Here is a 13,595-nt window from a genome sequence, read left to right on the forward strand (position 1 = left end):
TATCTCGGCGCTTTTATATTCGGAATTCAAACACTGAGTAGAAATTTTTCGTCGGGTATTATCTATACTTTAGCCCTCTAACACAATGCTCTTGGCTACACGGTCAGCTTCTTTAAAAGTATCTGGTAGAGTTAACTCACTGATGATGTATTTAGATGACACTAAAGCTTGCTTTAAAATTAAATCGATTGAGCCTGTAATTCGATCTTGCTTGAGTCGATCAATTGCAATGACACCAACTTTACACCCCGCTGTTAATGCTTCATAAATCATTGATACGCTATCTTCAGTCACCCAAACCGCCTCGGCTTTTTGCATTTCTTCAAATATCCAGCCTTGCGGTGTTTGTTCAACTGGAAAAATTTGAATGTGTGAGGCAAAGGATTGTTGCTGCAAATTCGCTAAAAATTCAGCTGGCGTTCTGCGTGATGTTGTTAAAATAATCTCTGAGGCCACATTGTGCAGCGTAATTTGCTCAATCGCCTGCAACACTTTTGCATCATTCCATTGATGGCGTTTGGATGAACCGCCCAAAGCAATTAGGATTCGTCCTTGTTGATGACGTTGTTCATTCACAATTGGGTTCAACGCACCTTGTGTAATCAGTATTTTTTTTGAAGCAACGATGCCATCATGTTCAGGGATTACAGCAAAATCAAATAACGCAAAAGGCAGACTAGGTTTCATTAGTATGACTGTTTTTGCCTGAGGATAAACCTGCCCCAATAACCAGACACGAAAATGAGTATGACTACCAACACCAAAAATATAAGTCGGTGTCTGCGCTATACTAGAGGTTTGATGGCGAAATAGTCCCGAAATCAAATGCAAGATAGGCAAATCATCAATTGAAATTTCTTGAAATGTCACAGCTTGCTGAGATTGGCGCTGCATGGCTTTATATAAACCTAAAGCCTGTGAGCGATGCCCTGCTTTACCATCACTGACATAAACAATGTGCATGATTATTTTCCAAAAAATTCATTTCTAAAATGCAATAAAAAAGGCGAAACCAAGTTTCGCCTTTTCATCTTAACCGATCAGCTTATTTTACGTAAGTTAACCAGTGAGCATATTTAGGGTCTTTGCCTTGAACAGCATCGAAATATGCTTTTTGAATTTGAGTCGTAATTGGGCCACGTACACCTTCGCCAATTTGACGATCGTCATATTCACGAATTGGTGTTACTTCAGCAGCAGTTCCTGTGAAGAATGCTTCATCTGCGATGTAGAATTCGTCACGTGTAATACGGCGTTCAACCACTTCAAAACCAAGGTCTTTAGCAATCGTAATGATGGTTTGACGCGTAATACCGTCAAGTGCACCACCTGCGATGTCAGGTGTATGAATCACACCATCACGTACTAAGAATACGTTTTCGCCCGAACCTTGGCATACGTAACCTTGTGGATCAAGTAACATTGCTTCGTCATAACCCGCATGTGCTACTTCTTGATGTGCAAGAATAGACAATGTGTAGTTACCAGATGCTTTTGCTTTACACATCGTCACGTTTGGATGATGGTGCGTAAATGATGAAGTTTTAACACGAATACCCTTCGCCATCGCTTCTTCACCGAGGTAAGCCCCCCAACTCCAAGCAGCAACAACAGCATGAATGGTGTTATCAGTTGCAGCGATACCTAATTTTTCTGAACCAATAAAAATAATTGGGCGCAAATAGCAAGAAGCCAATTTATTTTCACGAACCACATCAATTTGAGCTTGTTCTAATGCTGCATGATCAAATGGAACTTTCATTTGATAAATTTTTGCAGAATTTAATAAACGCTTAGTGTGTTCTTTTAAACGGAAAATAGCAGTTCCATTCGGAGTTTCATAAGCACGGACGCCTTCAAACACACCCATGCTGTAATGCAATGTATGTGTTAATACGTGAGTTTTCGCTTCACGCCAGTCAACCAATTGTCCATCTTGCCAAATAAAACCATCACGATCAGCCAAGTTCATGGCACACACTCCAAATTTTTATACACAGTCATTCTTATCCAGCGCAGAAATTGCAGCTGGATCAATTAATCTTTGCCATAGCTTGCAAACGACCACTCGGGTATCGCGCCAATCGTCAGCTGAAACTTGCATGGATTGATTCGCAAGTGCTAAACGGTGGCTCTCGGCTCGTTCACGGAGATAAGCTTGAATCAATGCTGTCGCATCGGCGCTGGATAAGCAATCCGTTCTTGCGGCATCCTCAAGGATTCGTACGTTGTCAGAGTAATGGGCGAGATCGGGATTCGACCCACTCCATGCTAATACTGCATACTGTGCCATAAATTCGATGTCAACGATACCACCTGCATCTTGTTTTAAATGAAAAATTCCATCTTTTTGCTGCTCTTTAGAAGAACCCAGATGGTCTTTCATTTTTTGGCGCATTTTCAGTACTTCTGCACGTACATTGTTCTCATCACGCGGTTGCGTCAAAATATTACAGCGTAAATTTTCAATTTCAACGCGCAAACTATGTTCACCTGCAATCGTTCTTGCACGAACCAATGCTTGATGTTCCCAGACCCAAGCATTTTTTTGTTGATATTGTTCAAAGGCCTTTAAACTTGTCACTAATAATCCCGCCTCGCCTGAAGGACGTAATCGCGTATCGACTTCATACACACGACCATCCAAACTTTGAGTGGTCATCAAAGACATGAATTTTTGTGCTACACGCATTGCAAATTCAAAGCCACTGATTTGCTTTTGCCCATCGGTATCGGCTTGCTCATCTATATAGTGAATGAACACAAGGTCTAAGTCCGAACCATAGCCCAGCTCAATTCCACCGACTTTGCCATAACCAATCACTGCAAAAGCTGTATGATCAATCGAACATCTCTCACCGTCAGCATCGACAGGGAAGCCATGCTTTTTGGCAACAATCTGGTAAGCCAAATGCAATGCAGCATTTACCGACACCTCTGCAATATCGGTCAAAGCATCTGAAACTTTCATCAATGGACTTTCTGCTAAGACATCACTGGCCGCAACAGCTAAAACATTGGATTTCTTAAATAAACGAAGAACTCGCATTTGATCCTCAACTTGATCAATTTCAATGCGAAGCAATTGCTGACGGAGTGAATCTTCCAAATCCTTACGTTTTGGCAACTCGAAATCCATAGAAAGGAATTCATCCAGCAATACCGGATAATGGGTTAATTCTTCACAAATCCATGGGCTCACGGTGGCCATTTTGACTAAACGCTGTAAGGCCCCTTTGCTTTCAATCAACATCACCAAATACACGGTACGACGCATCACTGATTCCACCAAAGGCATCAGGCGCAGTAGTGCGACTTGAGGTTTATCCGACTGTAAAATGGCTTCGATCAAATGTGGCCAAAAGGTTTTTAAGCGCTGTACCGCTTTTGCAGGCAATTTCTTTAAGGCATGACCGTACCAAAATTCGTGAATCAGATTTTTTGCGTCATCATCCAGTACATCAGCCAACTGCGTTTCAAGTTGGCTAAAACTTTCAGTCAAAGGATCAGGTTCTTTTTCTTTAATCAGGTGCTCAAATTGATAAATCACTTTGGCACGTTTTTGATTCAGCACATCAAGGAACTCGTTCCATGTAGCAAAACCTAAAGTATCAATGATGCGTTGACGCGGCTCATCTTCATGCGGTAAAGACTGGGTTTGTTGATCATTCAACGCTTGAATTGCATGTTCAATCCGACGCAAGAATAAGTATGCATCTTCCAACTCTGCCACTGCGGTTTTTTCCAGTAAGCCGACTTCACCCAAATGATGCAGACTGACCAAACATTGGCGGTCTTGTAGCTCAAGTTTGGAGCCGCCATAAATCAGCTGAAAGACTTGGACAATAAACTCAACTTCGCGTATCCCCCCCGCACCTAATTTAATATCATCTTCAATGTTGCGACGCAGGACTTCACGTTCAATCATCGCTTTCATTTCGCGCATGGCTTCAAAAGCGGTGTAATCCACGTACTTACGGAATACGAAAGGACGCGTCATATCGAGTAGATCATCACCCTCTTTACCACCCGTCACAATACGCGCTTTAATCCATGCATAGCGCTCCCATTCTCGACCATGCTGGCTTAAATATTTTTCTAATGCCGCATGACTAATCGCTAGCGCTGAGCCATCCCCCCAAGGGCGCAAACGCATATCCACACGGAAAACAAAACCATCAGCGGTAATGTGATCGAGCAAATAAATCAGTTTTTGTCCCCATAAAATACAGAACTGCTGTACATCAATGCACTTACGACCGTTGGTTTCGCCTTGCTCATCAAAAGCAAAAATCAGATCAATATCACTCGATAAATTCAGCTCTTGTGCACCTAATTTACCCATGGCAACCACAATCAGGTCTTGAACTTGACCTTTATAACCAACAGGTTCGCCATGCTTTGCCACCAACGGGGTTAGAGCAAATGCTTTTGCCGCGCAAATCGACGCATCCGCAAAGTCCGAGAGTTCTCGTGTTAAGGTGACCACATCGGTGAGTTGATTAGCATCTTGCCAAATCCAACGAAACATCAGACGTGCACGAAGTATGCGTAACGCACGCATCCAGGCATTTTCATCTGTTATTTGATCGAGCGTTTGAGAAATAAAGTTTTGGATTTGAGCGGTAGAGAGCGAGCTTTGAAACTGATCAATTGAATAATCTTGATCTAAACTGGTCTGGTGAATGCCCAGTACTTGTTCTGCATATTGACTGGCACGTAACGTTTTCTGCAATTGCTGCGCATTCATTTCCCAAACCCTGCATAATTTTTTCTAGTTATAACAGCTGCACAGGCTGAGGGAAAAGGTTTTTTAGCCTTCGGAAGGCGAATTTTCAACTAAAGGCTAACCTAAAGTAATGTCCTTTTTAATCTCTGTACTTAAGGCTTGGTGTCCACTGGTCGCAATCGGTAAGCGTACTTTAAAAATTGTCCCTTCACCTTCTTTAGAATTGACCTCAATTTCACCAAAATTTAAGTCAACAAAGCGTTTACATAAGACCAGACCAAGTCCAGTTCCATGTTCACCCGCTGTCCCTTTAATACTCACCGTCATTTTTTGCTGAAATAGCTCATTAATTTGAGCTTGTGACATCCCCAAACCAGTGTCTTGAATGGCAAATTGCACCTGATCTCCCTGCGCTTCTGCAACTATCGAGACTACCCCGCGTCCATCGGTATGAGTGAATTTCAACGCATTTGAAACCAAGTTCTGCATTACTGAGGTGATCATATTAATGTCAGCATTTACTTTGGTGCCGACAGGAATGGTATTGATTAATTGAATATTTTTCTTCACTGCTAAGCTATTTAAGACATCGCAGACAATTTTTGCAGATTGATGTAAGTCAAAATTGATCGGGTGATAGACGAATCGCCCACCTTCTGCCATCGCCCAATTTAATAGACTTTCCAATAAGTTATAAGTCGATTGCGTGGTGTCGTATAAATAGTCCGCAATATTTTGCACATTGGATTCATCCAAAGTTTCGCGCTCTTGTGCAAGCACTTCGGAAAAACCCAATAGTCCGTGAAACGGTGCTCGTAAATCGTGAGCAATAATTTGGAAGAACTTGGTTTTACTAAAATTAAGTGCAGATTGCTGTTCATATGCTTCTTTTAATTCTGCATTTTCCACCCGAAGCTGAATAATATTGACCAAGCTTTGGACAAACTCTTCAACGATCTTGAGTTGCTTCTCGACGAAGTCCAGCACTTGATCATCAAACAATAGAACTTTACCAATGCTTTCTTGATCATATTTTAAATCAAAAGCAACCAAACGTTCATGCCCAACACCCAGCTGATGTATGTAATCACTAAATTCTTGATAATTATTCGAGTATTTATCTACACGCGTTTGATTTTGAAAAAATTGATCTAGTTTTTGCTCATCGGCTTTGGCAAGAAAAGCTTTGACTTCATGATCAGAGGCATACCAAATATAAGGTTCACCTTTAAATGTCAACAATGCACTATCGGTCTGTAATATGCCTCGTGCAAACTTTAAAAAGTCCTCAATGCGGTTATCATCAGTATAGACCCCCATCAATAAAGACAGGCGACAGGAAGCCAAAAGTTCAGTCTGTGTTCCAATTTCTAGTAATTGTAAAACCATTCCTTTGCTCCCGTTGGGGTCTGTACTCAATTTTTTAAACCAACCGATCTATTGATAGATTAATAGCAAATTCAGTTTAACAGCTCAATAACAAATGCTAACAAAAAGACCAATATCATTTACGTAGAAAAAACAATTATTTTAGTTTACCAATTGGTATATTTTATTAGTAGAAAAATATTATTAAAAAAAACAAAAAAAATTATAATTTTAAAAATAAACATATACTTAACTTAAATTTTACATTTAATTTCGTAAAATATTTAATACCAAACAATCAAATGAAGAAAAACCACCACTTTCAATAAGAAATATTCCTTTACATAACAAATAAAGATCTAAAGGCTAAAACTCAGACCTTTTTCACATCCTTGGTTTAAAACAATGAACTCATTCGCCATATCTTCATTTTATATGACTATTTCTGGGTATTCCTTCATGACTATTAGACTAATTTCCTGAATATCTTAAAAAAGCACGCTTCGTTTAAAAAGCAATTTATTAACCGGACCTAACAAATAGTTTACTAATCACGCATTTTTTGATTTAGGTCTAAGGTTTTATCATTGGCAATATGCTCGTCATATGGCTTATGGCCTTTTGTTATAAGACTGTCATTTATAGATCAATCATTTCAAAAGCAGCGTTTTATGGGTATTTGACGACAACGGATGATTTTCAATCAAACAAAGCAGCTCTACAGCTAAAATCTTAGTCTTTGTATTTGACCTCCTCTATTGATTGCTTTACAACTTGAGTCCGACCTTATATGAAAGATATGAGTACAAAGAACAAAAACGCATAATTTAAATTGTTCAATAGCTTTGAGCTATGAATCAATACCCGCTAAGCTGTAAATTTTCTAGGTTGAAGCCGAAAATGGCTGTTTAACCTCACTTCTTTTGTATCATTTTTCTACGAAATGACCACATCACAGGATCTTGCGTTGACTGAAAAGCAAGGAACCCCGATACTTTCATAGTTTTATTTAAGCAAATCGGTTCATAGAGGCGAGCCACAAGCTCGGACCTCAAAGACACAATCTAAAGCAAGGGGCTATATATGGCTGGTGGAAAGTCAACTATCATTTACACACTGACCGACGAGGCGCCATTATTGGCGACTTACTCTCTGCTGCCGATCATTGAAACCTTTACTAAACCAGCTGGCGTTGAAATCGTTAAACGCGATATCTCTGTAGCCGCTCGTGTACTCGCTGAATTTTCAGACTATCTAAGCGAAGAACAAAAGGTGCCAAACAATTTGGCAGAGCTTGGACAACTTACTCAAGATCCAAGCACGAACATCATTAAACTTCCTAACATCAGTGCTTCAGTTGGTCAATTAACTGCATGCATCAAAGAATTACAGTCTAAAGGTTTTGCTGTTCCTAACTACCCGGAAAATCCGGCGACTGAGGAAGAAAAAGCAATCAAGGCTCGTTATAGCAAATGTTTAGGTTCTGCTGTAAACCCTGTACTTCGTGAAGGTAACTCTGACCGTCGTGCACCTGCTGCAGTAAAAAATTACGCTAAAAAGCATCCGCACTCTATGAGCGAATGGAAGCAGTGGTCACAAACTCACGTTTCTCACATGGACGAAGGTGACTTCTACCATGGTGAAAAGTCGATGACTTTAGACCGTGCGCGTGACGTAAAAATGGAATTGATCACTACATCTGGTGAAACGATTGTTCTTAAGCCAAAAGTTGCGCTTAAAGACGGCGAAATCATCGATTCAATGTTCATGAGCAAAAAAGCACTTTGCGACTTCTATGAAAAAGAGTTAGAAGATTGCCGCGAAGCTGGTATTTTGTTCTCTCTACACGTTAAAGCGACCATGATGAAGGTGTCTCACCCTATCGTATTCGGTCACTGCGTTAAGATTTACTACAAAGAAGCGTTTGAGAAACACGGCAAATTGTTTGATGAGTTAGGTATTAACATCAACAATGGTATGTCTGGTCTTTACGAGAAAATCGAAACTCTTCCGACTTCTTTACGTGAAGAAATCATCCGTGATTTACACGCTTGCCAAGAACACCGTCCTGCACTGGCAATGGTTGATTCTGCTAAAGGCATCACAAACTTCCATTCACCTAACGACGTAATTGTAGATGCTTCTATGCCTGCAATGATCCGTGGTGGCGGTAAAATGTGGGGCGCTGACGGCAAACCTTACGACTGTAAAGCTGTAATGCCAGAATCAACTTTCGCACGTATTTACCAAGAAATGATCAATTTCTGTAAATGGAATGGCAACTTCGATCCACGTACGATGGGTACTGTACCTAACGTTGGTTTGATGGCGCAAAAAGCTGAAGAATACGGCTCACACGACAAAACATTTGAAATTGCTGAAGCTGGTGTTGCAAATATTGTTGATATCGAAACTGGTGAAGTGTTGATGTCTCAAAATGTTGAAGAAGGCGATATCTGGCGTATGTGTCAGGTGAAAGACGCTCCGATTCAAGATTGGGTTAAACTTGCTGTAACACGTGCTCGTAACTCTGGTATGCCGGCTATCTTCTGGCTTGACCCGTACCGTCCACACGAAAACGAAGTGATCAAAAAAGTTGAAAAATACTTGAAAGATCACGACACAGACGGTCTAGACATTCAAATCATGTCTCAAGTACGTGCGATGCGTTATACACTTGAACGTGTTGCTCGTGGCCTAGATACAATCTCTGTAACAGGTAACATTCTACGTGACTACCTAACAGACTTGTTCCCGATTATGGAATTGGGTACTTCAGCGAAAATGCTTTCTATCGTGCCGTTAATGGCAGGTGGCGGCATGTACGAAACTGGTGCTGGTGGTTCTGCGCCTAAACACGTACAACAGCTTGTTGAAGAAAACCACTTACGTTGGGATTCTTTAGGTGAGTTCTTGGCACTTGCTGTTTCTCTAGAAGAAATGGGCATTAAAGAAAACAACGCTCAAGCGAAACTTCTTGCTCAAACGCTTGACCAAGCGACTGGTAAATTGCTCGATAACGATCAATCTCCATCACGTCGTACTGGTGAGCTAGACAACCGTGGCAGCCACTTCTACCTAGCTAAATACTGGGCTGAAGCACTTGCTGCACAAGACGAAAATGCTGAGCTTAAAGCGAAGTTTGCTCCTCTTGCTAAAGCACTTGCTGACAACGAAGAAAAAATCGTTGCTGAGCTTGCTGCAGTTCAAGGCAAATCAGTTGATATCGGCGGTTACTATGCAATTGACCCTGCAAAAGTAAACGACGTTATGCGTCCAAGCGCAACTTTAAATGCTGCTCTTGATGCTGCTCAATAAGTTGAAACTGAACTAACGCAAGTTAGTGACGTAAAAAAACCAGCGCGAAAGTGCTGGTTTTTTTATAATATATATCTTTCAATTTGTGTACTTGATGAAAAAATATTTTGTAGACAAGTAACTTAAATATAGGTTCTAGATTTCAATTAAAAAAGAGGAGGAACCTTCCTGTTCTTATTATTTAAATTTCTACGTATTAGAATTTTGATTTTCTTGAGTCGATGGATCTGCTTGGCTCGATGGATTTAAATTAAATTTTAGAAGGTTAAAAAATCTTTCTAAATATTCTACTCTAGCGTATCCAACATATGAATATGCTCCAATTAAGACAATTAATAATGTCAAAACAACTGAAAGAAGTAATTTATCAAAAACAATATCACCTGAATAATTATTAACGTATACCACAGTAAATAATGACAAAAGAATAGAAGCCACAAATACAAACAAACCAAATAATTTATTAAAAAATGGGCTGTTAATAAAAACTTTATAAGGCATTAAAACTATAATAAACAATATAGATAATAAAATATACTGATTATTTTGAGGTAATATACCATCTAAACTTAAAAGTATTTTATCAAAAAATATAAAAAATAAATATAAGCAGCCCGCTATAGCTAGAAACCTTAATGCTATTAAAAAATAATTAAAATATGTATAATTAGCCCCAATTATACATTCTACGCAATATTTATATAGGCTACTCACTGTACTTTTACTAAGTTTTTTGTATGCTTTTAAATTAATAAATTTTTGTGAAGCCAAATATAATGACAATAATTCATATGTATCCTGACTTTTTTGAATATCATTTTTTATATAAGATGGAATTTTTCCCCCACCATATACTTGTTCAAAAATATCAATTTCGGTACTGTCATTTTTTCGTTTTTTCTGAGTCTTCTTTAAAAAAAATATTTTTAAATAGAAGTCATTTGCTAAAAATACCCAAACAATGAGTGAAAAGAAAAGTACAAAACCTAAGTTAAAACTTATTGTATTCATTCTTCATCACCTTTTCCGTTTTTTGCTTTTACCATTTCAGCGCTTGCACGTATCAATTCAGTACCTGCAGATAATTGATCCTGAACCAAATCACCAATTTTATCATTTTGAGTTTGATCCATATCATTACCAAAGTATCGAAGTGCAAGTTCTTTAGTGATTTCTTGCTGGTCAGATTTTTCCAATGACCTTATAAATAGAGGATAAGCATTAATTTCGACATGGGTTTTATACGCTTTTTCATGCAATTTTTTTGCATGAGCAGATCGACGTAGAAACAATGTACAAAGTGTAATCCCAACTGCCAAAATCAAAAGTTTGACTGATATAAATACAGCCCAATTAATGTCAGCTATAGGTGTATTGAAAGTATAAGAAATAGATAAAATCGTACAACAAACTGTGATAATCAATGAGTTTCTAAAATACTCATTATTAAGCTCATATTCTTCTTCATATTTTTCAGATAATTGCTGATAAATTTCATCAGTTGCATTTGATTCAATCGCTAGTTTTGCAGCTTTAATATTATTAACTTCATTTTTTGCATTAGTTAACTCATCTTCTAAAGTCTCAAATAAGGTTTGACTTTTAAATCTCAAAAACCCCTCATAGATCCTTCTAGATAAACTCGATACTTCTTGAAAAATTTCTTGAAAATTATCATTTATCTTTAATAAAGAAGTTAATTGTTTAACCCCTCCTATCACTCGTTCTCCTGCAATATCATTATTAAATAAATTTGTATATTTTTGATAAAATGAGATTATTTTATCAATTTCAGAAAAAAATCTTTTTATTTCATTTAATCTTATACTTGGCCTTATATTAGCAGAAGCTCTCATATCAAAATCATTTAAATTGATACTGGTTAACTTTTCCTTTATATAATTCAAGTCTTCTACAAAGCCATTTTCAGCGTCATCTAAACCTAAATTTAATTCTTGTTGATCATTATTCATATAAATACTAAGTCATTAATTATCTTAAATATCTTACCCAATCACTAAGAACAAATCCACATACCTTTTTACAAAAAAATCATAATTTTTATTCTAGTTATCATAGTAAAACAATGAGCAAGCATGGAAACCCATTGTAACATTACAAGGCACAAACCAAAGTCGATTATTGAAGGTAATACCCAATTATGAGAACAACTCGACTACATTGAACATTTTTGTATTCGAAGATCAAAGTTTTGGAACCTAATTTTCTAATTCTTAAATATAGCTCTTCACCATCACATAAGGTGTAATCTTTATCTTTAGTTTGTGCAGAATAAATAGGATTAAATGTTAGTGGCTTAATTGGCTTGACCATTATCTTAAACATCCAACTTCCTAAGCTGGATGTTTACTATAGTTGGCAATAGCCTTAATTTTAGTAAATTACAATCAATTAAACTTCAAGCAAAGTGTTGAAAAAACTATACAACCATTTGATTACAGACAATAAAAAACCCCAAGTCTTAATAAGCTTGGGGTCTTTTAGAATTTTGGTCCGAGGGTCAGACTCGGTTGTATCAATAAAATACTGATATAAATAAACTATATTTACATTATAAAAGTTATATCCTTAAACGTATCCTTATTATTTATTCCTTAGCAACTCTATAAACCGTTGCAATTCCCACACTTACAGCTTTTGCAATTTCTTCTTTTGTCATATCACCTTTGCTCAATAACTGTTTAATACGCTCATGTTTAGCTGTGTTAGCAGTCTTACCTTTAGGTTTATAACCTGAACGTGCCAATCCCTGCTTAATTCGCTCTTTGCGTTTGTCGTTATCCAGCTTAGCCATTGTTGCTAATAGATCAATCAGCATGGCATTAATTACATTCAATATCTCGCCTGTCATTCCATCATTAATGGTATGTGTGGTTGGTAGATCAGCAACGATTAAACGCAAACCCTTGGCCTTGATCTTATCTTTTAGAATTGCAAAGTCATCTTGTGATAGTCGGCTAAGTCTATCCACACTTTCAACTAAAAGAATGTCGCCCTTATTTGCCTCTGTAAGTAATTGGTTTAATGCTGGGCGTTCTAGCTTCGTACCTGAATAGTTTTCTATGTATGTGTTGTATTGATCGCCATAGCTTTGGCTGAATGAGACAAGATCACTCAATGCTCGTTCTGCATCTTGATCTTTGGTGCTTGCTCTAACATATATTCTAATTGTCATATCATCAGCCTTTATCATATAGCTATCACTTGATAAGAATTATGATAATCCTATCATTTAATAAAGTAAACAAGTTAAATGATAGGCTGACAAATAAGTTTATCAATTACATTTGACGTATAGTCTAATGATAGGTAAAGGTCTACAAACCAAAGCCCCCTGTAAATTCACTTTGATTGAATTCAACTTTTTTATTAACAAAGTACTTAAAGAATAAATTAAGTAATTCGAGAAAATCTTCAGTGGACTTATCATCATATTTATATGTGTAAGGTCCATTCTTTTTATACTGAGTTACATCTAATATTTCAAAGGTTTCTGAATGCGCTGCCTTTTTTCTTTTCATAGTTACTTTAACTTTTAATCTTTTAGTAGCACGCTCAGCAAAATTATATTCTTTCTCATTACGCTTCTCCGTTATAGGATTAACAATTTGAATTAGAAGAATTAATTCCTTGTACTTAAAGGATAAAATATTATCTTCTTTAATCTCATGATCGAAATCGGGACAGGTAGAAAGGAACTCTGTTGTAATCAAATACTTTAGATGGTTTACATGCTCTTCCAATTGTCTAGCTTTCTCACTTTTATAGGCTTCAAATTCGTTTTGTTGTTCAATAAGTAATTGAAGTCCATCCATATCAAATGCTCTTCTTTGAAAATAAGGGATAATCATTAAGTATAGTCGATGAAGATTAATGCCGTAACTGCCTATGTTCACTCTTAAAACCACATTGATGGTTTTGCCGTAGTGTTCCCTTTGGCAAGGGGAAATACCTTTCCAAAATTTTTGACTGTGATGCAATTACTCTCCGCACCTATTGGCTTGACCGATCAAGGGGATATGGGGTCAAAAGTCAAAGGGAAACACCTAAATAAAGACCGTCCCCCCATGAAATTTTCTCTTGGTCAAAAGTCGTAGGGAGGGGGTATCATTTTTGCGGTTCATATTGGTGCAAAAATAGAGAAACACTAAGAATATGG

9 protein-coding genes are annotated in these 13,595 nt (G+C 37.6%); 1 reads left to right on the top strand and 8 read right to left on the bottom strand.

Annotation, left to right across the window (positions count from 1 at the left end):
• Positions 1-69: 69 nt before the first annotated feature.
• From B9T33_RS07805 to B9T33_RS07820, 4 genes are all read right to left on the bottom strand, one after another.
• Positions 70-963: an ELM1/GtrOC1 family putative glycosyltransferase gene (locus B9T33_RS07805; RefSeq protein ID WP_086178375.1), complete on the bottom strand. Its 894-nt coding sequence runs from the start codon at positions 961-963 to the stop codon at positions 70-72.
• Positions 964-1,045: 82 nt separating this feature from the next.
• Positions 1,046-1,972, bottom strand: coding sequence for a branched-chain amino acid transaminase (locus tag B9T33_RS07810; protein ID WP_086178376.1), 927 nt, complete (start codon positions 1,970-1,972; stop codon positions 1,046-1,048).
• Between the two features lie 18 nt (positions 1,973-1,990).
• A complete protein-coding gene (gene glnE / locus B9T33_RS07815) occupies positions 1,991-4,750 on the bottom strand; it encodes a bifunctional [glutamate--ammonia ligase]-adenylyl-L-tyrosine phosphorylase/[glutamate--ammonia-ligase] adenylyltransferase (protein WP_086178377.1) in 2,760 nt (919 codons plus the stop codon).
• 96 nt (positions 4,751-4,846) lie between these two features.
• Positions 4,847-6,118: a sensor histidine kinase gene (locus B9T33_RS07820; protein ID WP_086178378.1), complete on the bottom strand. Its 1,272-nt coding sequence runs from the start codon at positions 6,116-6,118 to the stop codon at positions 4,847-4,849.
• Positions 6,119-7,180: 1,062 nt separating this feature from the next.
• Between B9T33_RS07820 and B9T33_RS07825 the strand changes: the two genes are divergently transcribed.
• The gene (locus B9T33_RS07825) at positions 7,181-9,415 is read left to right on the top strand and encodes an NADP-dependent isocitrate dehydrogenase (RefSeq protein ID WP_086178379.1); all 2,235 of its coding nucleotides are present in this window, start codon (positions 7,181-7,183) and stop codon (positions 9,413-9,415) included.
• Between the two features lie 189 nt (positions 9,416-9,604).
• Here B9T33_RS07825 and B9T33_RS07830 read toward each other — a convergent pair whose 3' ends face one another.
• The 4 genes from B9T33_RS07830 to B9T33_RS07850 form a co-directional block, all read right to left on the bottom strand.
• Entirely contained in the window at positions 9,605-10,426 is an 822-nt protein-coding gene (locus B9T33_RS07830; RefSeq protein ID WP_086178380.1) for a hypothetical protein, read from the bottom strand.
• Positions 10,423-11,388 (bottom strand): hypothetical protein, encoded by a 966-nt coding sequence (locus B9T33_RS07835; RefSeq protein ID WP_086178381.1) that lies wholly within the window; start codon positions 11,386-11,388, stop codon positions 10,423-10,425. Before B9T33_RS07835 ends, B9T33_RS07830 begins: the two co-directional genes overlap by 4 nt.
• Positions 11,389-12,023: 635 nt before the next feature.
• Positions 12,024-12,611, bottom strand: coding sequence for a recombinase family protein (locus B9T33_RS07845; RefSeq protein ID WP_086178480.1), 588 nt, complete (start codon positions 12,609-12,611; stop codon positions 12,024-12,026).
• A 142-nt stretch (positions 12,612-12,753) separates the two neighbouring features.
• Complete coding sequence (locus B9T33_RS07850) at positions 12,754-13,416, bottom strand: hypothetical protein (protein WP_228145800.1); 663 nt, start codon at positions 13,414-13,416, stop codon at positions 12,754-12,756.
• Between the last annotated feature and the right edge of the window lie 179 nt (positions 13,417-13,595).

Origin of the sequence: Acinetobacter sp. ANC 5054 (assembly GCF_002135295.1) — a bacterium.
Lineage (GTDB): Bacteria > Pseudomonadota > Gammaproteobacteria > Pseudomonadales > Moraxellaceae > Acinetobacter.